21 protein-coding genes and 1 pseudogene are annotated in these 22,232 nt (G+C 70.2%); 9 read left to right on the top strand and 13 right to left on the bottom strand.

The window, feature by feature from the left end; genetic code table 11:
* Window positions 1-4 precede the first annotated feature (4 nt).
* Both TN53_RS13915 and mshA read right to left on the bottom strand, forming a co-directional pair.
* Entirely contained in the window at window positions 5-523 is a 519-nt protein-coding gene (locus TN53_RS13915) for a YbjN domain-containing protein (RefSeq protein WP_046258764.1), read from the bottom strand.
* Entirely contained in the window at window positions 516-1,853 is a 1,338-nt protein-coding gene (gene mshA, locus TN53_RS13910; RefSeq protein WP_046258763.1) for a D-inositol-3-phosphate glycosyltransferase, read from the bottom strand. Before mshA ends, TN53_RS13915 begins: the two co-directional genes overlap by 8 nt.
* A gap of 304 nt (window positions 1,854-2,157) precedes the next feature.
* Here mshA and TN53_RS13905 point away from each other — a divergent pair, with 304 nt between their 5' ends.
* From TN53_RS13905 to TN53_RS13895, 3 genes are all read left to right on the top strand, one after another.
* Window positions 2,158-2,952 (top strand): SAM-dependent methyltransferase, encoded by a 795-nt coding sequence (locus TN53_RS13905; protein ID WP_095046476.1) that lies wholly within the window; start codon window positions 2,158-2,160, stop codon window positions 2,950-2,952.
* A gap of 191 nt (window positions 2,953-3,143) precedes the next feature.
* A complete protein-coding gene (locus TN53_RS13900) occupies window positions 3,144-4,229 on the top strand; it encodes an NlpC/P60 family protein (protein WP_046258761.1) in 1,086 nt (361 codons plus the stop codon).
* Between the two features lie 281 nt (window positions 4,230-4,510).
* Window positions 4,511-5,815: a PP2C family protein-serine/threonine phosphatase gene (locus tag TN53_RS13895; RefSeq protein WP_046258760.1), complete on the top strand. Its 1,305-nt coding sequence runs from the start codon at window positions 4,511-4,513 to the stop codon at window positions 5,813-5,815.
* 138 nt (window positions 5,816-5,953) lie between these two features.
* Here the strand turns inward: TN53_RS13895 and TN53_RS13890 are convergent, their stop codons facing one another.
* The 4 genes from TN53_RS13890 to TN53_RS13875 form a co-directional block, all read right to left on the bottom strand.
* A complete protein-coding gene (locus tag TN53_RS13890) occupies window positions 5,954-6,286 on the bottom strand; it encodes a DUF2516 family protein (protein WP_373463970.1) in 333 nt (110 codons plus the stop codon).
* Between the two features lie 113 nt (window positions 6,287-6,399).
* Entirely contained in the window at window positions 6,400-7,056 is a 657-nt protein-coding gene (locus TN53_RS13885) for a hypothetical protein (RefSeq protein WP_046258758.1), read from the bottom strand.
* 65 nt (window positions 7,057-7,121) lie between these two features.
* Window positions 7,122-7,664, bottom strand: coding sequence for a helix-turn-helix domain-containing protein (locus tag TN53_RS13880; RefSeq protein ID WP_046258757.1), 543 nt, complete (start codon window positions 7,662-7,664; stop codon window positions 7,122-7,124).
* A gap of 188 nt (window positions 7,665-7,852) precedes the next feature.
* Entirely contained in the window at window positions 7,853-9,322 is a 1,470-nt protein-coding gene (locus tag TN53_RS13875) for an MFS transporter (protein ID WP_046258756.1), read from the bottom strand.
* Between the two features lie 144 nt (window positions 9,323-9,466).
* Between TN53_RS13875 and TN53_RS13870 the strand changes: the two genes are divergently transcribed.
* A complete protein-coding gene (locus tag TN53_RS13870; protein WP_046258755.1) occupies window positions 9,467-10,033 on the top strand; it encodes a TetR/AcrR family transcriptional regulator in 567 nt (188 codons plus the stop codon).
* 151 nt (window positions 10,034-10,184) lie between these two features.
* The gene (locus TN53_RS13865; RefSeq protein WP_046258754.1) at window positions 10,185-10,928 is read left to right on the top strand and encodes a VOC family protein; all 744 of its coding nucleotides are present in this window, start codon (window positions 10,185-10,187) and stop codon (window positions 10,926-10,928) included.
* A gap of 121 nt (window positions 10,929-11,049) precedes the next feature.
* On the opposite strand, the gene TN53_RS13860 is transcribed toward TN53_RS13865, so the two are convergent.
* Window positions 11,050-11,628 carry a TetR/AcrR family transcriptional regulator gene (locus TN53_RS13860; protein WP_046258753.1) on the bottom strand — a complete coding sequence of 193 codons (579 nt, stop codon included), beginning with the start codon at window positions 11,626-11,628 and terminating at the stop codon, window positions 11,050-11,052.
* A gap of 99 nt (window positions 11,629-11,727) precedes the next feature.
* Between TN53_RS13860 and TN53_RS13855 the strand changes: the two genes are divergently transcribed.
* Together TN53_RS13855 and TN53_RS13850 are read left to right on the top strand one after the other, a co-directional pair.
* Window positions 11,728-12,153 carry a nuclear transport factor 2 family protein gene (locus TN53_RS13855; RefSeq protein ID WP_046258752.1) on the top strand — a complete coding sequence of 142 codons (426 nt, stop codon included), beginning with the start codon at window positions 11,728-11,730 and terminating at the stop codon, window positions 12,151-12,153.
* Window positions 12,154-12,232: 79 nt separating this feature from the next.
* A complete protein-coding gene (locus tag TN53_RS13850) occupies window positions 12,233-12,826 on the top strand; it encodes a DinB family protein (protein WP_046258751.1) in 594 nt (197 codons plus the stop codon).
* A gap of 103 nt (window positions 12,827-12,929) precedes the next feature.
* Here TN53_RS13850 and TN53_RS13845 read toward each other — a convergent pair whose 3' ends face one another.
* Window positions 12,930-13,289, bottom strand: a complete 360-nt coding sequence (locus tag TN53_RS13845) for a winged helix-turn-helix transcriptional regulator (RefSeq protein WP_234441592.1) — start codon at window positions 13,287-13,289, stop codon at window positions 12,930-12,932.
* Between the two features lie 45 nt (window positions 13,290-13,334).
* Here TN53_RS13845 and TN53_RS13840 point away from each other — a divergent pair, with 45 nt between their 5' ends.
* Window positions 13,335-14,213, top strand: coding sequence for an NAD(P)-dependent oxidoreductase (locus tag TN53_RS13840; protein WP_046258750.1), 879 nt, complete (start codon window positions 13,335-13,337; stop codon window positions 14,211-14,213).
* 9 nt (window positions 14,214-14,222) lie between these two features.
* Here the strand turns inward: TN53_RS13840 and TN53_RS13835 are convergent.
* Window positions 14,223-14,701: pseudogene (locus tag TN53_RS13835) on the bottom strand (HAD domain-containing protein).
* 221 nt (window positions 14,702-14,922) lie between these two features.
* Between TN53_RS13835 and TN53_RS13830 the strand changes: the two are divergent.
* A complete protein-coding gene (locus TN53_RS13830) occupies window positions 14,923-15,762 on the top strand; it encodes a nitroreductase/quinone reductase family protein (protein ID WP_046258749.1) in 840 nt (279 codons plus the stop codon).
* A 6-nt stretch (window positions 15,763-15,768) separates the two neighbouring features.
* Here TN53_RS13830 and TN53_RS13825 read toward each other — a convergent pair whose 3' ends face one another.
* From TN53_RS13825 to TN53_RS13810, 4 genes are all read right to left on the bottom strand, one after another.
* Window positions 15,769-17,787: a HelD family protein gene (locus tag TN53_RS13825; protein WP_046258748.1), complete on the bottom strand. Its 2,019-nt coding sequence runs from the start codon at window positions 17,785-17,787 to the stop codon at window positions 15,769-15,771.
* A gap of 55 nt (window positions 17,788-17,842) precedes the next feature.
* Window positions 17,843-18,454, bottom strand: a complete 612-nt coding sequence (locus TN53_RS13820) for a TetR/AcrR family transcriptional regulator (protein ID WP_046258747.1) — start codon at window positions 18,452-18,454, stop codon at window positions 17,843-17,845.
* Between the two features lie 440 nt (window positions 18,455-18,894).
* A complete protein-coding gene (locus TN53_RS13815) occupies window positions 18,895-19,845 on the bottom strand; it encodes a hypothetical protein (protein WP_199924567.1) in 951 nt (316 codons plus the stop codon).
* Window positions 19,846-19,928: 83 nt separating this feature from the next.
* On the bottom strand, window positions 19,929-21,971 hold the full coding sequence (locus TN53_RS13810) for a phosphotransferase family protein (protein ID WP_095046475.1): 2,043 nt from the start codon (window positions 21,969-21,971) through the stop codon (window positions 19,929-19,931).
* Window positions 21,972-22,232 lie beyond the last annotated feature (261 nt).

Below are 22,232 nucleotides of genomic sequence, written 5' to 3'. Positions count from 1 at the left end.
GGAGTCAGTCGGACCGGTCGGACGGATCGGCCGGGCGCTGGGTCAGGTGGGCGAACGCGTCCAGGTTGCGCGTCGGCTCACCCCGGGCCACACGCCACTCGTACTCCTTGCGGATCGCGGACGCGAAACCGAGCTCCAGCAGGGTGTTGAAGCTGCCGTCCGCCGCCTCCAGGGTCTGTCCCAGGAGGCGGTCGATCTCGTCGGCGGTGACGGCGGCGAGGGGGAGCTTGGCGGTGACGTAGACGTCGCCGAGCCGGTCCACGGCGTAACTCACGCCGTACAGCTTGAGGTTGCGCTCCAAGAGCCAGCGGTGGACGCCGGACTCGTTCTCGTCGGGGTGGCGGACGACGAAGGCGTTCAGGGAGAGGGAGTGGCGGCCGACCAGGAGGGAGACCGTCGTCTTCAGCTTGCGGGTGCCGGGGAGCTGGACGACGTAATTGCCGGGGGCCGGGCTCTCCCACTCCAGGTCGTTGTCCTTGAGGACGCCCTCGATGACCTGCGCCGCCTTCTGCTCCTCAGCCATGGTGGGAGCGTACGCGACGCCGGTGGGCCTGCATCGCGGCCGTGTAGACGTCCGCCGTCGCGGCGGCCGCGGTGTCCCAGCCGAAGGACTGCGCGTGCCGGGCGGCGGCCTCGCCCATGCGGGGTGCGAGATGGGGGTCGTCGGCGAGGTCGCGGAGCACGCGCGCGTAGTCGGCGGGGTTGTGGCCTCGTACGAGGAAGCCCGTCTGGTGGTCGCGCACGGCCACCGGCAGGCCGCCCACCGCTGCCGCGAGGACGGGTGTGCCGGCCGCCTGGGCCTCTATGGCGACCAGGCCGAAGGACTCGCTGTACGACGGCATGACCAGCACGGACGCGGCCCGGAACCAGTCCGCGAGCTGTTCCTGGCCGACGGGCGGACGGAACCGTACGACGTCCGCGATGCCGAGCCGGGCGGCCAGCTTCTGCAGGCCCTCGGGCTTGGCGAGGCCGCTGCCGCTGGGGCCGCCGACGATGGGCACGACCAGGCGGGAGCGCAGCTCGGGGCGCTCGTCGAGGAGGACGGCGATGGCGCGCAGGAGGATGTCGGGGGCCTTCAGGGGCTGGATGCGGCCCGCGAAGAGCGGGATGAGGGCGTCCTGGGGGAGGTCGAGGCGGGCGCGGGCGGCGGCGCGGCCGTCGGCGGGGCTGAAGCGGTCCAGGTTGACGCCGGGGTGGACCACGGCGACCTTGCCAGGGTCCGCGCTGTAGTGGCGTACGAGCTCGTCGACCTCCTCCGCCGTGTTGGCGATGAGGCGGTCCGCGGCGTCGACGATCTGGGTCTCGCCGATGACGCGGGCGGCGGGCTCGGGGGTGTCGCCGTCGGCGAGGTTGGCGTTCTTGACCTTGGCCATGGTGTGCATGGCGTGGACCAGGGGGACACCCCAGCGCTGGGCGGCGAGCCAGCCGACGTGGCCGGAGAGCCAGTAGTGAGAGTGGACGAGGTCGTAGTAGCCGGGGCGGTGGCCGGCCCATGCCTGCATCACGCCGTGTGTGAAGGCGCACAGCTGGGCGGGGAGCTCCTCCTTGGCAAGGCCCTCGTAGGGCCCGGCGTCGACGTGGCGGACGAGTACGCCGGGGGCGAGCTGGACCGTCGGCTCCAGTGCGGCGGTCGTCGCGCGCGTGAAGATCTCGACCTCGATGTTGATCGCGGCGAGGCGCTGCGCCAGCTCGACGATGTAGACGTTCATGCCGCCGGCGTCGCCGGTGCCGGGCTGGTGGAGCGGGGAGGTGTGCACGGAGAGCATCGCGATACGGCGGGGGCGGCGGTGCAGCCTCAGCCGCGGGGGCGCGGCCGGGGAGCGACGCCCGAGCCTGCTGACGTACTGGCTCACGTGGCGGTCCTCCTCGCAGCGGGCATGCCTGACGGAGGGTGTGGGGTGCCCTCCACGGGGGTGCAACATCGGAGGGGCGGGTTCCCATTCCGGGCGCGGTGAACTTTGCTGAGCCATTACCGGGGATCGCTCAACTGTTCGGAGGGTGGGTGCGTCAGGGATCCTTCAGCCCGTCCGGCGTTTGAGGACGAGGCCCGTTCAGGGCCGACAGCGGAGGTCTGGGGGCGCAGGCCCCAGGGAGGGACGGGTAGGGGCGGCGGGGGCGAGAAACCTCGGCGCCGTCAGCACGCATACCCTCGTAGGCATGACACCCCGTGCCACCAGCCGCCCCGTGGGCACAGTGACGCGCGGGACCACCAACCCCAACCGGCTGCGCCGCATGGACCGCTGGATCACCGCGACCCATGGGCCCGAACTGCGGCGGACCGGCGACCCCCTCGCCATCGACCTCGGATACGGGGCCGCCCCCTGGACCGCCGTCGAGCTGCTGCAGCGCCTCCGAACCGTCGCCCCACACGCGCGTGTCGTGGGCGTGGAGATCGAGCCCGCCCGGGTCGCGGCCGCGAAGCCGTACGAGCGGGAGGGGCTCGAGTTCCGGCACGGAGGGTTCGAGCTTGCGGTCCAGCCGCGGCCGATGCTGATCCGGGCCGCCAATGTGCTGCGGCAGTACGACGAGGGCGAGGTCGCCGAGGTGTGGGCGCGGCTGTGTGCGCGGCTCGCGCAGGGTGGACTGCTCGTCGAGGGGACGTGTGACGAGATCGGGCGGCGGCATGTGTGGGTCGCGCTCGGACCGGAGGGGCCGCGGACGGTCACCTTCGCGACCCGGCTGGGGTCGCTGGAGCGGCCGTCCGACCTCGCCGAGCGACTGCCGAAAGCCCTCATTCACCGCAACGTCCCTGGTGAGCCCGTGCACGCCTTCCTGCGCGACTTCGACCGCGCCTGGGCCGCCGCCGCGCCCTACGCCTCGTACGGCGCCCGCCAGCGCTGGATCCGGGCGGTGCGGGATCTGACCGCCGACTGGCCGCTGACCGATGGGCCGGTGCGGTGGCGTCAGGGTGAAGTCACCGTGGCGTGGGGGGCGTTGGCCCCGCGCGGGTGAACCTCACTTGCCTGCCTGACCTGCGGGGAACGATCTCCGTGAGTCGTTCGTCACAAAGGCGGGGAGATCGTCATGGGGCGGGTGGATCAGGGGGATGGACGTACTGCCTCTGTCGTTTTCTGTCACGACATGGCACGATCCCCGGGCGTCCGTAAGTTACTGACGGTAAATCAGGTTTTGGGGGCTGGGGTATGGGTGCGGGCAAGCGCGGGCTGGTGACGGCTGCTGTGACCGTGGTCTGTGCGGTCACGGTGCTCGCGGCGCCGGGTACGGCGTTCGCCAGTCCCAGTCCCAGTCCCAGTCCCAGCCCCACGCCATCGGCATCCGCTGCCGGCGGGACCAACAAGGACCTTGAGGCCGTACGCAAGAAGCTGGACGACCTCTATCACGACGCCGCCGTCGCCACGGACGAGTACAACGCCGCCGAGGAAGCCGCCGACCAGCAGTCCGCCGCGATCGTGGCGCTGGCGAAGAAGATCGTCAAGGGCAAGGAGAAGCTGGCGGAGCTGGAGAAGCGCGCGGGCGACGCGGCCGCCGCCCAGTACCGCACCGGCGGACTGCCCGACGAGGCACAGCTGATGCTCAGCGACGATCCGCAGCAGTTCCTCAACGGCGCGGGCCGGATCCTGCAGGGCCAGCGCGCAACCAAGGGTCTCATCGCGGAAATGACCCGCACCCAGGAGGACTTGGAGCAGTACGCCAAGGACGCCTCCGCACAGTGGAACAAGCTCGAGGCCAACCGGAAGACGAAGGCCGCCGCCAAGAAGAAGGTCAAGAAGCAGATCGCGGCGGCCGAGGAGCTCGAGTCCCAGCTGGAGAAGGAGGAGAAGGAGCGCCTCGCCCGGCTGGAGCAGCAGGCCGCCTATCAGGCGCAGACCGCCTGGCTGGACTCCGGGATCCTCGACGAGATCAACGGCAAGGCGTCCGCACAGGGCAAGAAGGCCGTGGAGTACGCGAGCGCGCAGATAGGCAAGCCCTACGAATGGGGCGCCGAGGGGCCGGGGTCCTACGACTGCTCGGGGCTGACCTCGCAGGCCTGGGCCAGTGCCGGGCAGGCCATTCCGCGGACCTCGCAGCAGCAGTGGAAGCAGCTGAAGCATGTCGACGTCGCGGACATGCGGCCCGGCGACCTCATCATCTACAACGCCGATGCCAGCCATGTCGCGATGTACATAGGTGACGGCGCGATCATCCACGCCCCGCGGCCGGGGCGGACGGTGACGATCGCCGGGGCGGGCTCCATGCCGATCCTGGCGGTCGTGCGGCCGGACGCCTGAAATATGGGTATTCGAGGTCGCGGACACCTGAGACCGGGGTCACGTGACGCACCGCACGCCGGCGGTCTCCCAAACCCGGCGTGGACGTGACGTTCGTCATTCCCGCACCTCGGGCGGGGTGTCCAACTGCGGTAGGGAACGCGGCATATGACAGCGGCCGCCTGCCGAGCCGGGTGCCTTACACCATTCCGTTGCGGCGCCGAGTACCGCTATGGTCCCCGTCGGTGGGTCGAGGTCCCTCGCCCCGCCATGCCCTCGGGGGGAGGGAAGGACCCAAGACGATGCCCGTACCCGTACCGCGGCAGAGAGCGATCCCGGCCGTGGAAAGTGGTCAGGCGCCGGCCGCAACCGCAAGTGGCGGCCCTTCAAGGGAAGAGGCCCCGCGCACGGACGGCACGATCGAGAAGCACAACGGCACGACTCATCTGACGCTGCTGGTGATCGAGGACGATCCCGGTGGCTCGACGCTCGTGCCGGAGCTCCTCGATGCCGCCGGCAACCCCATCCGCGTCCGCACCGCCCGCAATCTCACCGAGGCCGAGCGGCTGCTCACCGACGACGTCCACTGCATCCTGCTGGACCTCGCGCTGCCCGCCCCCGTGCGCGGCGGTGACGACGAGCTCGCCGTGCTCAAGCACGTACTGGAGCTCGCGCCCCGGCACGCCGTGCTCGCCCTCACCGCCTCCGGCGACGCCGAGCGCGGCACGGAGGCCGTACGCGTCGGCGCCCAGGACTACCTCTTCCGGGATGAACTGGACAGCCGACTGCTGAGCCGGGCGATCCGCTACGCCGTCGAGAGGAAACGTTCCGACACGGCCGAGCGCAGGCTCGCCGAGGGCCGGTTGCGGGCGCAGGAGAACCGCCGCCTGGAGCGGGGGCTGCTGCCCACGCCGCTCCTGGAGGGCTCCTCACTGCGGTTCGCCGCGCGCTACCGGCCGGGGCGTTCACGTGCGCTCCTCGGCGGCGACTTCTACGACGTCGTCCGCACTCCCGACGGCACGGTCCACGCCATGATCGGCGACGTCTGCGGGCACGGGCCCGACGAGGCGGCGCTCGGTGTGGAGCTGCGGATCGCGTGGCGGGCGCTGACCCTGGCGGGGCTGTGCGGGGACGAACTGCTCGGCACCTTGCAGCAGGTCCTTGAGCACGAACGGTCCGACGAAGAGATCTTCGCAACGCTGTGCACGGTGGACATCGCGCCGGACGGGCGTCGGGCGGGGCTGTGCCTCGCGGGGCACCCGGCGCCTTTGGTCGCGCGGCCGGGGCGGCCGGCGCGGCTGTTGCCGTACGACAACAACGGGCCGGCGCTCGGGCTGCTGCCCGGTGCCCGGTGGCCGCGGATGCAGGTGGAGCTGGGGCGGGAGTGGAGTCTGATGCTCTACACCGACGGGCTGATCGAGGGGCGGGTCGGGGTCGGCAAGGAGCGACTCGGTCAGGACGGCATGGTGGAGATGGTCCGTCGGCAGCTGTCCGAAGGGCTGCAGGGGGAAGCGCTGCTGCGGGCGGCCGTCGGCGAGGTGCGGGAACTGAACGGCGGCGAGCTGACGGACGACGTGGCTGTGCTGCTGCTGGATCGGACCGGGTGAGTTGGGGCGGGGCCCGCCGTTGCGGGTTCCTGTCATGTGCCGGGTGCGCGTCCGTGGTGGCTGGTCGCGCCCACGCGGCGGAGCCGCACATCGATACAGCCCCACGCCCCTGGGCGGGTCGCCCCTGACCGCGGCTTTCTACCGGCCGCCGTTCCACGGGCCGTAGGGGCCGTCGCTGCTGCTGCCTCCGCGGCCCCTGCCTCCGCCGCCCGACACCTGGCGGAGCGCCGGGCGTACGTCGACGAAGAAGACGATCGAGGCGACCAGGCCCGCGAGCTGCAGGAAGAGCATCGGCACCAGGAGGTTCACCGCGACGGCGACGCCGAGGATGATCAGCCAGAAGCCCTTGTTGTTCTTGCTGGCCGCGCGGTACGCGTCCTCACGGAACAGGGCGGCCATCACGAAGGCCACCACCGCGAATCCCAACATCGCGAGGTAGAGAATCCACATCAACCCCGCGAACCCCTGCATCAGCACAACGCCCACCACCTGACTCGGATCGTCGTTACGCGGTCACCGTACCCGGAGAACGGGCCGGGCACCCCAGGGGTGCCCGGCCGTCGTAGAAGTACCTGCCTCGCCGCTTACTTCGCGGGCGGGGTCGTCTTCTTGGCGGTGGTCTTCTTCGCCGGCGCCGTCTTCTTGGCGGTGGCGGTCTTCTTCGCGGGGGCGGCCTCGGCGGGCTTGGCCTCGGCGGCGGGCTTCGGCTCTTCCTTGACCTCGACGGGCTCGGCCTTGGGCTCGACGGCCACGGCCAGCTCCTCGATCTCCTCGGCGGCCTCGCCACGCCAGGTCTTCACGGCCTGCTCACCGTGCTCGGCGACCTTCTCGTAGGTCTCGCGGGCCTTCACGGCGTACTCGGCGGCCACGCCGACGCCACGCAGGGCGAAGTCCTGGGCGCTCTCGCCGAACTTCTTCAGGTCGGCGTCGATCGTGGTGCCGAGCTTCTTGATGTCGCCGTCCAGGGTCGCGATGAACTCGCCGACCCTGGCCTGGAGGGACTCCTGCGCCTCCTTGGCCTTGGCACTGGCCTCCTTGGCACGGGCGGCGGCCTTCTCCTGCACGGCCTTCGGGTCGGTGCCGCGCACGGCCTCGATACGGGCCGGGGCCTCGGCGCGCAGCTGCTCGACGATGCCGGGCACCTTCTTGGCCTCCTGGAAGGCGAGGTCACCGGCGCCGGCGAGGAAGTAGAGCGGGGTGGGGTCCGAAACGGCCTTGCGGATGTCGTCGGTGATGGCCATGGTGATGGTCCTCCCGGATCGCTTTCGTCTGAGGGTTTTGGTTCCGCGCTCGGTCAGCCGGTGTCTCAACTGGCCGTCTGCTGCGGGTCGGCGTCGCTGCCGTCGGTCGTGCCGGGTGCCGTGCTCTTCTTGCGGGTACGGCGCTTGGCAGTGCCACCCCGGGCTTCTTCGCCCGGTATGTCTGCCGGCACGTCGACCGTGGTGGCCTCCGCCTCGGGAGCGGCTGCCCCCTGCGAGCCGGTCTCCTCAATATCGGTCCCGAATCCGTTCTCCTTGCGGAAGGACTCGTAGATCTGGAGCAGCACCTGCTTCTGCCGCTCGTTGAGCGTCGGGTCGGCGATGATGACGGCACGCGTCTCCACCTCGTCCCGGTCGCGCTCGGCGTCGAGGATGCCGGCGCGGACGTACAGCGTCTCGGCGGAGATCCGCAGCGCCTTGGCGACCTGCTGCAGCACCTCCGCGCTCGGCTTGCGCAGCCCGCGCTCGATCTGGCTCAGATACGGATTGGACACCCCGGCGGCGTCGGCGAGCTGCCTGAGCGAGAGCTGGGCGTTTCGCCGCTGCTCGCGCAGGTACTCACCGAGATTGCCGACGTTGAGCGATGCCATGGCCCCACTGTGCCTCACCCTTGCTAACTATTGCAAGCAGGCGCTTGCAAAAGTGCTCCACGCCACGTGCTCCGGCGTGAGCCTGCGGAAGATGAGCGGCCCGAAGAAGATGTCGATGACGTCGCCCACGTCGGTGTCGGGCGAGGATCAGCCGGCGGGACGTCTCCCGGCCAAGGTCGGTGTCGCTGTCAACGGCTGTTCGCGGACCCCTCGTTCGAGGTGGTGACCGCGTCTGGAGCGGTGGAACGTTGCGGCGCCGCGGAGCCTTCCGCGGGCTTGGACCTCGCCAGCCACAGGCCGGTGAGCACGGCGGTGGCCGAAGTGACGGTGCCGGCAGCGAGGAAGGCGCTGTTGAGGCCGGTCTCGAAGGAGGCGCCGCCGGATTGCCGGGTGCGGACGATGGCTCCGAGTACCGCCACGCCGAGCACCGCGCCGATCTGCCGGGTGGTGCTGCTGATGCCTGACGCGAGGCCGCCCTCCTGCGGGCTGACCGCCTGGATGGCGGCTCCTGTCAGTGGGGACATGGTCAGGGCGAAGCCGATGCCGACGACGCCCAGCCGCCACCACACGTTCCCGTAGCCGGTGTCGGCGTGCACCATGCCGAGCGCCAGCAGTCCCGGGCCGGCCAGGGCCAGGCCGGTGGTGACCACGATGCGGAAGCCGTACCGGGCGGCGAGCCGGCCCGCGTACGGACTGACGATCACCATGGCGAGGGATACCGGCAGGGTCTGCAGGCCGGCGCGCAGGATCGAGCTGCCCTGGACGTACACGAAGAACTGGGAGAAGAAGAACGACGAACCCATGAGCGCGAACCCCACCACGACCATGGCGGTGTTGGACACGGTGAACAGCCGCTGGCGGAACAGACCCAGCGGCAGCATCGGAGCGGAACGACGCGCTTCGACGGCGACGAAGGCGGCGAGGAGAATCACCCCGGCGGTGAAGCTGCCCAGGATCACCGGCGCCGTCCAGCCGCGGGCACCACCCTCGATCAGCCCGTAGGTCAGCGCCCCCACCCCCAGAACGGACAGCACCGTCCCCGGGATGTCGATCGCGGGGGCGCTCGGATTGCGGGTCTCTTCAAGGCTGCGCAGACCGACCAGCAGCAGGACCACGCCGATGGGCAGATTGACCAGGAAGATGGCGGGCCAGCCGAAGGCGTCTGCCAGCAGGCCGCCGGCCACGGGGCCCGCGGCCAGACCGATTCCGCTGAATCCCGCCCACAGCCCGATCGCCTTGATTCGTTCCTGCGGCACGGGACAGGCGGCGGCGAGCAGAGCCAGCGAGGCGGGGCTCAGCGCCGCGGCCCCGATGCCCTGCAGCACCCGGCCGGCGACCAGCCAGCCGACCGAGGGCGCGAGACTGCACAGCACCGACGCGGCGGTGAACACCGCCACGCCGGTCAGGTACACCCGCTTGCGGCCGAACCGGTCGGCGAAGATTCCGCCGGACAGCAGCAGCATGGCGACCAGCAGTACGTACGCGTCGACGATCCACTGCAGACCGGTCAGCTGAGTGTGCAGCCGGTGCTGCATATCGGGCAGCGCCGCTCCAACAATCGTGTTGTCGAGCAGCACCATGAATTGACCTAGGCAGGTCACCGTGAGCAGCACAGCCCGGTTCGGTCGACCGCCTAAGGCCGCAGGCGATGCAGCCATGGGGTTCCTCTCCATCGGTAGTTGCGCCTCTTCACGGCCGACGCGGTCAGCCCCTGGGCGCTCTAACGCAGTCATTGACTGCGTTAGGTGACTGTAAGGAGGCTCCACCGCAAACGCAAGCCCCAACTGCGTTAAGGTGGATGCATGGACGAGCGACAGCGCGCCCGGCGACCCGGCGGGCGCGGCGCCCGCGTCGGCGCGGCGGTGCACCAGGCCGTCACCGACTTGATCAGCGAGCGCGGCTACGGCAAGTTCTCCGTCGGCGACGTCGCGGCCCGCTCGGGCGTGGCCGACAGCAGCATCTACCGCCGGTGGGGCAACCTGGAAAACCTGCTCACCGACGTGGCGCTCACCCGCCTCAACGAGCGGTCGCCGATGCCCGACACCGGGAGCCTGGCCGGCGACCTGCGCACTTACGCTGCCCAAGTGGCCCGCGAGATCACCGGACCCGACGGCCTGGCGTTGCTGCGCCTCGCCGTCGCCCTGTCGAGCAGCGGCCAGGAGGGGCGGCAGGCGGGTGACGACCTCCTCGCCGAACGCACCCGGCAACTGCAGTCCGTGCTCGATCGCGCCCGCGAACGCGGCGAGCACGCACCCGACGCGCTCGGCGTGCTGGACCACATCCTGGCCCCGATGTATGTCCGCGTCCTGTTCGGCCTGGGCCCGCTCACCCCGGACTACGTCGACGGACTGGTCGACCGATTGCTGTGACCTCGACCTGGTCCGCGGGATCAGAGCACGAAGGTGCCGACCCACGGACGCGGTGCCAGGGCTCCGTGAGGTGCTTGACGGCACGCGCCCGCCGGCTCAGACGTCCGGCCATTGGGCGGCTCACGCGAGACAGGACAATAGGATCGCCGCCATGGCGCTGCGACCTGTTCAGCTGAACATCAAGGCTGTCGACGGCTCGGCGGTCGGCCGGTTCTGGGCGGAGGCGCTCGGCTGGAACCTTTTCCGGCCCGGCGTGAGCACCTATGTCGGACCCTCCGCCGAACTCGTCTGGCCGGACCCGGTCGCCCTCGGCATCGACGTCGTGCCGGTTCCCGAACCCAAGACGGCGACGAAGAACCGACTGCACCTCGACCTCGCCACCACCTCCGCGGTCCATCAGGCGGAGTTGGTCGCACGCCTGAAGGGTCTCGGTGCGACACCCGTCGACGTGGGCCAGGGCAGCGACGTGCCGTTCACGGTGCTTGCCGACCCGGAGGGCAACGAGTTCTGCGTGCTGGAGCCCCGGGAGATCCACCGGGACACCGGGCCGATCGCCGTGATGGTCCTCGACTGCGCGGATCCGCGGGCCATGGCCCGGTTCTGGGGTGAGGCGGTGGACTGGCCGCTGCACGAGGTGACCGACGACCATGCGGTGTTCCGCTCCCCCAAGGGTGTCGGTCCGTATCTCGAGTTCCTCCGCACGCCCGACGTGAAGACCGTTCCGGACCGTATCCATCTCGACCTGCTGCCGTACCCCGGTGACGACAAGGAGGCGGAGGTGGCCCGGCTGCGGGCCCTCGGCGCCATCGACCTCGACCTCGGCCAGGGCGACGTGCCGTGGACATGCCTGACCGATCCGGAGGGGCACGAGTTCTGCGTCCTCGCCCCGTCCTGAGGCGGCATGGCCGGCAGGTGAGGGGCGGGGTCGGCTTCCTATGGCCCGCAGGCGCGGGGCGGGATCGGCTCGCCATGGCCCACAGGTGAGGTGCGGGATCAGCTCACCTCACTCACCGCCGTCAACCCGCCTGCCCCGTCAGCGCCTTGATCGCCGGCCGCAGAAGCGCCGCGACGCGCTCGGGCGGGGCGTCATGGAGGGCGGGCAGGGCGAGGAGCTGGTGGCCGATGGTGACGCCCAGGAGGGTGGTGACGATCAGGGCGGCGCGGAGTTCGGGGTCCTCGCCCCTCGGCAGGGTGGCGGCGACGCCGTCGGTCTGCCGGGCGAGGGCCGCGCGGACGTGGTCGGCCGCGGCCGGGTCGGTGAGCATGGAGCGCATCATCGCCAGCGTGCCCTCGGGCAGACCGCCGAGCTTGAGGCCGAGCGTGGCGATGAGCTGATCGACCAGCGCGTCGGTGTCGGTGGGTGCCGGTGACACGGGGAGCGCCTGCACCGCCTGCGAGAACAGCTCGCGCTTCGAACCGAAGTACTGCATGACCAGGGCCGGATCCACACCCGCCGAGGCCGCCACGGCACGGATGGTGGTGCGGTCGAAGCCCTTCTCCGCGAACAGCTCCCGGGCACTGCCGAGGATGCGCGCCTCGGTGGCCCGACGGCGGTCGGCGCGGGACCGATGGGGTGAGGAGGGGGACGTAGGCATCAATTCACTCTACAGCCGTTGACCGAACCACCCCGCCCTCTCTACGGTAATTGAGTCAACGCCTGTTGAGTGAAAGTGACTAGGACTGGAGTGGTCACCATGCCCGAACCACAGCTCCCCGCCCTCCGCACCCCACGCGAGGTGCTGGCCCTGTACTACCGGGCCATGGTCGACAAGTCCGCGGACGACCTCGCCGACCTGTACGCCGTGGACGCGGTGCACGAGTTCCCGTTCGCCGTCCCCGGCTTCCCGCCTCGCTACGACGGACGCGAGGCCGTGCGTGTGGGCTACCGGACGGCCTGGGGCGGAAGCCCCGCCCGGGTGGACGAGATCAGGGAGATCGCGGCCTACGAGATCGCCGAACCCGCAGTGATCGTCGCCGAGCATGTCGTGGTGGGGTCGCTGCCGCCCCGGCGCACCGCCTTCACCGTCCCCGGCCTGCTGATACTCCACGTCCACGACGGACTGATCACACGGGCGCGCGACTACATGGACGGTTCGGGGGTCGCCGGCGCCCGCGGATGAGCACCCTGGACGGCCCTCCACCCGGCTGTCCGTGCGAAAAGCGGTGCGCGAAGATCGCCCGCGTCACAGACTGGCACGCATGACCGAAACGGATCCCAAGGACACCCTCCGCTTCTACCTCCAGTCCGCCCGCGACGCCCTCCTCTGGAAGCTCGAAGGGCTCTCCGAGTACGACGCCCGCCGCCCCCTGACACCGACCGGCACCAACCTCCTGGGGCTGGTGAAGCACGCGGCCGGCGTGGAGTTGGGGTATCTCGGCGACACCTTCGGGCGCCCGTCCGGGGAGCGGCTCCCCTGGCTCGACACCGCCGGCGAGACCAACGGCGACATGTGGGCCACCGCCGACGAGTCGCGCGAGGACATCGTGGGCCTGTACCGCCGGGCATGGGCGCACGCGGACGCGACGCTCGACGCGCTCGCCCTGGACACCGTGGGCAGGGTGCCGTGGTGGCCGGACGGCAAGGACGAGGTCACGCTGCATCACGCGATGGTCCGCGTGATCGCCGACACGCAGCGGCACGCCGGGCACGCCGACATCCTGCGGGAGCTCATGGACGGTGCCGTCGGGATGAACCAGGGCAAGGACAGCATGGCCTCGCACGACCCGGCCTGGTGGGAGGCCTACCGGGAGCGGCTGGAGAGGGCGGCTCGGGAGGCCGACCGGCAGGACTGACCAAGTACCCACAAAAAAGTGGGTACTTGGCAGCGGGACCGGGTGGATCCGAAGCTGGTCACGAAGGGCCGGCGAAGGAAAGGGGATCGGAAGCCGGGAGGGATCAGGAAGCGGCCTGCTTCTCCATGTGGCGGTGGCCCCAGTCGGACAACGGGGCCAGCAGCTCGGAGAGTTCACGGCCGAAGGCGGTCAGTGAGTAGACCGTCTTGAGCGGCAGGACGTCGTGCACCTCCCGGTGCACAAGACCGTCCGCCTCCATCGCGCGCAGCGCCTCGGTCAGCACCTTCTCGCTGAGGCCCGGCAGCTGCCTGCGCAGCTCACCGGGCCGTTGCGGACCGGCCTCCAGCAGCCACAGCAGCGAGGTCTTCCACTTGCCGTCGATCACCGTGATCGCGGCGGTCACTCCACAGGTGTTCATGTCCAGGACGCGCGTGCAGCCCATCTCCGCCCCCTTCGTCGTCATTCGTAACGGCCTGCCAACGGCCTCTGTTCCCAAGGGAGTTTCAGCATGCCCCTGTCCTCTTCCGTCACCCTCCTCGGTCTGGGCCCGATGGGCCACGCGCTGGCCGGTGCCTTCCTGGACGCCGGTCTGCGGACCACGGTCTGGAACCGCACACCGGGCCGGGACCTCGACCTCAAGAAGCGCGGGGCGATCAGCGCCCCCTCGGCCGCCGACGCGGTCGCCGCGAGCCCGCTCACCGTCGTCTGCGTGGTCAATTACGACGCGGCCGACACCTTCCTGCGTACGGAACCCGTCACCGACGCCCTCAAGGGCCGTACCGTCGTGAACTTCTCCAGCGACACCCCCGACCGCGCCCGCCGCACCGCCGACTGGGCCGCCGAGCACGGCATCCGCTACCTGGACGGCGCGATCATGACTCCGATCACGACCATCGGCACGCCCCACGCCGTCTTCCTGCACAGCGGCCCCGAGGACCTCTACGCCGAGCACCGCCCCGCCCTGGACGCGCTGGGCGGCACCCACACCCACCTCGGCGCGGACCCCGGCCGGGCCGCCGCCCACGACATCGCCCTGCTCGACATCTTCTGGACGGCCACCGCGGGCTACGTCCACGCCCTCGCGCTGGCCCGCGCCGAGGGCATCACCGCCCGCGAACTGGCCCCCTTCGCCCAGGGCATCGGCGCGATCCTGCCGCCGCTGTTCGCCGAGTGGGCGGACGACATCGACGAGGGCACCTACTCCGGCGAGGGCAACCCGCTGACCTCGTCGGTCTCCTCGATGGCCCACATCGTCCACACCGCCGAGGCGCACGGCATCGACACGGCCGTACTGCGCGCCGCCGAGGGCCAGGCCCGCCGCGCCGTCGGTCTGGGCCACGGCACGGACGGGATCACACGGTTGACCGAGCTGCTGGGCCGCCGCTGAGCCGGTGCGCTACGACCGCCGGGACCTCAGCCAGTCCGCTACGACCGTGAAGTCCGCGTCGGTGATCCCGTACCGGTGATCGACGCGGTGGAGCAGGGCAGGCGCGGGATGGTGATCCGCCACCCATGCCTGGTCCGCCGGACCGATCTCGTCGTCGACCCAGACGAAGGGCCGCCCGGCCGCCCGGGCGAGGAGGGCAGCGTCTTCCAGTGCAGGACGCCGTCCTCCTCGCCGGCCGGGTCCGGCCAGTCCACGGCCGGCAGCGGGGGCAGCCCGAGCCAGGGGGCGAGGAGGTCGTTGGCGTCCTTGGCCGCCCAGGTCGTGGCCCATACGAGCGCGCAGCCCAACGCCGTGAGCCGCGCCCCCAGACCGGGATCGACGCGGGTCAGCAGGGGATGGCCGGCGGCCGCCTCACCGTCGTAGACCGGATACGGCCGCGAGGATCCGAACGGCAGGATCGTCCCGTCGATGTCGAGAAAGAGAATCATCGGCAGCCAGCATGCACCGCCCGCGACCGCGTGCACCGATATTCGGTGGCGCCGTTCATGACCGCGGGACTACCGTCCCTCCCATGACTGCCGGGTTTGCGGCCACGCGCCGCGCGACAGTTGGGTACCCGGCCTCCGAGTGAGGCCGGTGCGGGCCAGAGGTCCGCCTCCTTCTCTTCGCCCTCGCCTCCCGGAGACCAGCGACGAAGAGAAAGAAGAGAATGCCCAACGACTTCAACCAGCCGATCATCGACGAGTTCCGGGCCAACAACGGCCGCGTCGGCGGCATGTTCGAGGGTGCCCGGCTGCTCCTGCTGACCACGACCGGCGCCCGCACCGGCACCCCGCACACCACCCCCCTCGGCTACCTCCCCGACGGCGGCGACCGCGTCCTGGTCATCGCCTCCGCGGGCGGCTCCCCCAGGCACCCGGTCTGGTACCACAACCTCCGCGCGAACCCCCAAGTGACCGTCGAGAGCGGCGCGTTCACCTACGAGGCCCGGGCCGTCGTCCTGGAGGGCGAGGAGCGCGACCGGTCGTTCGCGCGGGCGGTGGACACGGAGCCGGGCTGGGCGGCGTACCAGGAGAAGGCCGGCGACCGGGTGATCCCCATGGTCGCCCTGTACGAGAACGCGGCACCCGGTCCGCCGAACATCCGGGCCGGCTCCATGGGCGAGGCCGTCAAGCTCGTCCACGACAACTTCCGCCACGAACTCGCCCTGATCCGCGAGGAGATGCGCAAGAGCACCGGCTCGACCCTCGGCGCCCAGCTCCGCGTCAACTGCCTCACCTTCTGTCAGGGCATCCACAACCACCACACCGGCGAGGACATGGGCCTGTTCCCCCTCCTCGCCGACCGGCACCCCGAAGCGGCCCCCGCGCTGGCGCGCCTGCGCGAGGAGCACGAGCGGATCGCCGCGCTGGTGGAGGAGCTGAAGCAGGTGGTCTGGACGGCGGGCGACCCCGCCACGGCCCAGGCGGAGGTCGAACGGCTCGCGTCCGAACTGGAGGCCCATCTGACGTACGAGGAGGAGCAGTTGATCCCTCTGCTGGACGGCTGAGGTCCTTCACAGGGGGAGCGGCCGTCCGTGCACCACCTCCAGCCCCGACACCGCCCGCGTGAGCACCACGTACAGCCGGTGCAGCCCCCGCTCCTCCGCCTCGGCGATCGCCGCGGGCTCGACGGCGACGACATGGTCGTACTCGAGCCCCTTGACCAGCGTCGCCGGTACGAGGGTCACGCGGGCGCCCAGGTCGTCGGGGCCCGCGGTGTCGAGGCCCGCGGCGAGGAGGGCCGCTCGCACCCGGGGCACATCCGCGTCGGCGGCGACGACACCGATCGACCCCTCCCTCAGGAGCGCCTCGCGCACGGCGGCCACGACCGCGCCGGGCACGTCGTCCCCGGCGTCCCGGATCCGCAACTCCCCGTCCCCGCGCAGGGATCGCGAGGCCGGGACGTCGACGTCCAGCCGCTCCAGAAGCCGGTTGGCCAGGCCTACGACGGCCTCGGGCACCCGGAATCCGGTGGTGAGCGGCACGACGACGGCGTCCGGCCGGCCGAGGTGCGCGAGCTGCTCGGGCCAGGTCCGCGCCGCCCACGGCGTGGTGCCCTGCGCCAGGTCCCCCAGCACGGTCAGCGACCCGAAGGAGGCCCTCCGGGCGATGGCCCGGCACTCCATCGGGGAGAGATCCTGCGCCTCGTCGACGACGACATGCCCGTATGCCTCGGGATGCTCGATCAGCCCGTCGGCCTCGTCGAGGAGCACGAGGTCGGCGGCCGACCAGCGCGCCGACTTCCACGACCGCGGCGGCTTGTCCCAGAGCAGCGCCTTCTGCTCCTCGGCGTCCAGCACCCCGTCCCCGGCCCGCTCCAACACCCCGGGTGCCGTGAGGAGTTCGGCGACGACCTCCTCCGGCCGCACCCGAGGCCACACGGCATCGACGTACGCGCTGATCGCCCGCGCCCGCTCGATCCTGCGCACCCACGAGTTCGGCACCGGCCCCTCGCGCCGCTCGGCCTGCGCCCGGACGTACGCCACGACCCGCGCCCGGACCCGCTCCCGCCCGACACCGTACGGCGGCGCCTCGGCCCGCACCCCCGCCACGATCCGCACCAGCTCACCGGCCGGCACCCGCCACCGGTACGACCCGTCGGGAATCGCCAGCGCCTCGACGACGTCCGCGGACACCCGCGCGTACAGCGCCCGCCGCAGCACCTCCGCCATCCGCCCGTCGTGCTTGACGGCGGCGGCCGGCCCGTCGTCCGCACCCCTGACCGGGTGCCGCGCGATCTCCTCCTGGAGGGTGGCCTGCCGCACGCCGGCCTCGCCCAGCGCGGGCAGCACCTGTGAGATGTACGCCAGGAAGGTGCGGTTGGGGCCGAGGATCAGCATGCCGCCGCGGCGGATGCGCTGCGGGTGGGTGTAGAGCAGATACGCGGCCCGGTGCAGCCCGACGGCGGTCTTGCCGGTGCCCGGGGCGCCCTGCACACACACGGACGTGCGCAGATCTCCTCGTACGAGATCGTCCTGCTCGGGCTGGATGGTCGCGGCGATGTCCCGCATGGGCCCGACGCGGGGCCGCTCGATCTCCCGCAGCACGATGTCGCCGACCTGGTCCTCACCTTCTTCGAGATGCTCGTCCTCCAGCCCGGTGAGATCGGCGGAGTCCCCCTTGCTCCCCGGCGCCCACCCGAACCGCCGCCGCACGGCGACGCCCTGCGGGTCGCGGGCGCTGGCCTGGTAGAAGGCGCGGGAGACGGGGGCCCGCCAGTCCACGACAAGAGGTGGGGCGGCGGGGTGCTCACTGATCCGCAGCCGCCCGATGTGCAGCGTCTGCCGGTCATCGGACGAGTCCAGCCGACCGAAGAACAACGGCCCCTCAGGCAGCTCCCGCATCTCCTTGGCCCGACTGCGCAGGCGATACCCGAGCACTTCGGCGTCGGCACCGGAGGCGGAGACGTCCTCGCCGGTGACGACCTGCTCCTGGGCACCGTCGACCATGGCGGCGAGGGCGGCGCGGCAGGTGTCGTGGTGGGTGCGTTCGAGGTGGAGGGCGTGGTGGAGGGTGGGGTCGGGTGACGTCATGCGGTCGAGCGTACCGAAATAACGTAACCGAGTTAAATTTTTTACCGAGCCTCGCCTATGCCAGCCGCGCCAACCCCGCCTCCAACAGATCGAAGGCCCTCTCGGCAGCGGCGACAGCATCCGCCCGTACGACGCCCGCGCCCTCGCCGCCAGTGATCCGCCGCCAGTTCTCCTGAGCCAGCACCCGCCGCACCGCGATGATCTGCCCGGCAGCGAGCCGTGCGTCCAGATCACCACCGAGAGCTTCGGCGAGGGCCTCCTCGGAGCGTTCGAGGTGGGCGTACATACGGGCGACGAGGGCGGGGGTGCCGTAGAGCAGGTCATAGAAGGCGAGCACGGCGGGGTGATCACTGAGCCCGGTGATGGGATCCGCCCGCTCGATCCCCTCGAGGAAGTCCCGCCGGAGGGAAACCAGCGGCGCAACGTCCGGAGCTTCCGCCACGACCCGCGCGGCCTCGTCCTCGTGATCGGCGATGCGGTGGAAGACGAGGTCTTCCTTGGTCGGGAAGTACCGGAAGAGGGTCGGCTTGGAGATCTCGGCGGCTGCGGCGATCTCGGCGACGGAGACGGCGTCGTAGCCCTTCTCCAGGAAGAGGCGGATCGCGGTCTCGGAGATGGTCTCGTACATCCGCTGCTTCTTGCGTTCGCGCAGGCCGGGGGTGGTCATGGGGTCGAGCGTAAGGGGCGGCGCGTGGGCTGCTTGACCTCAAGTGGACTTGAGGTCGAAGACTGCGGGGACGACGAGATCTTCTGTTGGGGGCAAGCCATGCGAGCAGCGCAGGTGAAGGAGTTCGGCGGGCCGGAGGTCCTGGTCCCGGTGTAGTTGCCGGACCCGGCGCCGGGTCCGAGCGAGGTACTGATCGAGGTCGCGTACGCCGACACCATCTTCGTGGAGACCCAGATCCGGGCGGGTCGGGCTCGCGACTGGTTCCCGGTGACACCGCCGTACGTTCCCGGGGGCGGCGTCTCCGGCACGGTCACGGCAGTTCGGGCCGGCAGCGGTGCGACGGCTGATGGCGTACGCGCTGGAGGAGGCTGCGGTGGGCCGGTTGCGGGCGGTGGTGGGGGCGGTGTTTCCGGTGGAGCGGGCTGGCGAGGCGCATGCGGTCATAGCGGGGCGGGGGGCGCTGGGGAAGGTGATGTTGGAGATGTGACCGGCGAGGGTCCTCCTCCGGCAGCACCCTCCCGTCGCCAAGCCGGACGCTTGGCGAGTGCCCACAAGTCGTCGAAGTGCTTGTTCCACGTGGCGACGGTTTCCTCCGCGGCGGCCGTGCCCTCCCGGGACCACACATTGAGGTCCGTTCTGTAGCCCTTGGGGTCGTAGTACTCGTCGCCCATGTGGTGCAGGCGCATCCGGGCGGACAGGTCGTAGAGACCGTGCAGGACGAGCTGCCGGTTGAAGATGCAGATCTTGTCCCGAGGGATGCCCGGGTAGAGGCGGTACTCGCACTGGACGGTCACACGCCCGTTCGCGGTGAGCCGTTCCGCCAGCTCCGACAGTATGTCGTCGTACTCGCCGCAGCGCCGCTCCATCCGCTTGCGGAAATCCTCGTCGTCCTCCGGCTTGTCGCCATGGCCGACCTTGGAGGGCACGATCATCGGCAGTCCGAAGTCCGGCACCAGCACGCGAATGGAGACTCGCTTGGTGGGACCCGGATTGTCGAAGAGATCCTCGAGTCGATGGTAAAGAGCGTTGTAAAGCGTTTCCCCGGTGTAGCCGAGGAAGCCGATTTCCACATTGCGGTTCTGGAAGGCTTCCTTGACGAAGCTGCCGAGCTGGCTGGAGTTCACCAACACCCGGGTCGGCGCTCTGACCGCCGAGGACAGCTCCTTGACCTGGTCATACAGCACGTACCCGATCAGGCTCAGCAGCGCGCCGCCGAGATAGGCCTTGCCCTCCAGGGCATCACCGACCGCCTTCACGAATTGCGCGGTCAGTCCCGTGACGAAAATGCCCAACAACAGGATGCGGGTCAGCACGGGCTCGAAGCGCTCCTGAATGCGCTTCAGCCACTGCCCCACGCCCTGACCGGCCGCACCGCTCCCCCGCTCGGACATGGTCGCCCCCTAGACCGTCACCGGACCCGGCGGAGCGTCATAAGCCCTTGAGCGACCCGGTGTTCGTTCCAGCCATGGTCCCCTCAGGCCAGGGCCCGGGCAAGATGGGGGTTCGCCGTGGAACGGACCGGCAGACCGAGAGAGGCGGTGGCCGCAGCCAGAGTCATCGCGTAGGAATCGACTGCCCGGCGCACGTTAGGGGCGTCCAGGCTGGCTCCGGTCACCAGACGGTCGAGGTCGATGTACGCAGAACGCACGATCTCGATCCAGCGGTACACACCCCAGTCCTTTCGCCAGTTGGTGGTGTGTTCGGTCTCAAGCAGACGTTCCCAGCGGCGGAACATGCGTTCGCGGATCTCCGGCCTCGTGGGGGTCAGGTGCATGTGCCGGACCAGGTCGTAGAGGGGGTCGCCGACGACTGCCATTTCCCAGTCGATGATGGTCAGCGCGAGAGAGTCGTCGCGGCGCACGAGGTTCCACGGGTTCAGGTCACCGTGCAACAAGGCGGGCTTGCGGTGGCTCACCTGATGCCGGGAAAGGATCTCCCTTAGCCGCAAGTGATCGGGCAGTCCCAGATTTCGGGCCAATTGCTGTGATTCCTTCGGCAACTCAGCTACCAGAATCACGAGTTGCTCGCTCAGCCACTCGTAGAAACGACCCTCGCCGGCAGCCGGATCGAGCACTTTGTAGTTCACTTTTGTCAGCTCGCAGAGCTGGTCCACGAGTCGGTTCGCCTCGTGGGGCAGCAACCCCTGTACGGGATGCTCGGGAGGCCGGCCGGTGTCACGCGGACCCTCGTATGTGTGGATGGCGAAAGGTTCCCCCCGGTAGCTCGTGCCGAGGGCGAGGAACCTGGGAGCCGTCACATCGACCTGCGACTGCTCGATGGCCCGCAGAACCGCGTGCTCGCTCAGGAAACCGCGCTCCCGCCGGCAGACGTTGGCCACCTTGCGACGGACCACGACGGGGGTGTCGGCGCCGGGCACCCGGACCACGGAGTTGAGGTGCCCGGTGCCCTTGAACACCCGACTGGCCGGTGCGGCGCCCTCCGCGAGCAGTGCCTCATGGACGGCTGAGCCGGGAAAGGCCGGGTGCTCGGGGAAACGCGCGTCCGGACTCCAGCCGATGATCTTTACGGAGGGGCCATGCCTGTCGTTCCTGGCGGCCTGCCACCGGAAGAGGATCTGCTCGATCTCCTGCTCGTCCGGAATATTGCTGAGTCCGAGCGGTTGCGCGGCCGCCTCCAGCGCCCGGCGCACGTCAGACTTGGCCTCGTCCATACCCTTCTGGTCGGGACAAGCCTGCAGGGACCGTGCCGCCCGCATGACGTCCGGATAGACGGATTGCGCCCGCTCGAAGGCGACGTAGTGGCGCAGATCCTTCGACAGGCCGTTCACGGCCGCGGGACGGATCGCCTGCATGGCGTTCGCCCACGCGTCGACCACCTCGTGCCACTGGTAGTCCGGGTACTGCATACGTACGAGGTGCGTCGCGAGATCGTGCAGAGGATCACCGTAGGTCGCCAGTTCCCAGTCGACGCAGATCAGCGGCGGAACACCGGCGTACGTCACGATCAGGTTGTCACGGTGCAGGTCAGCGTGCAGGAGACTGTATGGCCGTCGGGCCATCGCCGGAATCCGCTTGGCCAGCCGGAGCATGGCGTCCTCGGGAATGCCGAGGGCCGCAAACAGTCCACCGAAGTCATGCCAATTGGGCTGTCGGATCTGCCGGTCCGCCATGAATGCCAACGTCTGCAGAAAGCCCTGGCTGTCTGTGTCGTCGTTGTTGGGCCAGTCCGCCGGCAGGGCGGGCAGCGCCCCCCTGCGCACCTGGGCCATCTGGGCGAGCAGGTCGGCGAGCGCCTTGATGAGCAACGCGTCCACGGGCTTGCCGTTGCCACAGACACTGGAGAGGGGAACGCCCTCGACATAGCTGTGGATCGCGAAGGTGTCCCGCTTGACGAGGCACTCCGGGACATGGGGCAGGATCCCCTGGATGGCGTTGAGGATCTTCGCCTCGTCCTGCCAGGTCCTGATCACGACGGGCAGGGCCTCGGCACGCCGGATCCGTACGGTAACCGTCGTACCGGGCTCGCGGCTCAGCAGCCGTGCCACATCGTCCGTCATCGGTAAGACGTAGTTCTGGTTGTGGTGTCCGTTGCTGGCATCACCCAGCTGTTGGGCTCGCCTCACGAACCCTCTGAAGGCGGCGTACGGGACGCGTTCCCCGAGGTCGGGGCGGGGAAGAGGTGGTGCGCCCACGGGCCGCTCCGGATGACTCGCGCAAGACACGGAAGTAAGGGAAACCCTAGATGCCGGTTCTACCAGCCACGACCAGAGTCAAGCTCGAGTAGCCAGAACGGGTAGGTTTGTCACTCTTCTTAGTCA

It is taken from the genome of Streptomyces sp. WM6386, from assembly GCF_000972385.1.
Taxonomy (GTDB): Bacteria; Actinomycetota; Actinomycetes; order Streptomycetales; family Streptomycetaceae; genus Streptomyces.
Note: the sequence above shows the minus strand (reverse complement) of the source record. Positions and strands in the feature narration are given on the sequence as shown.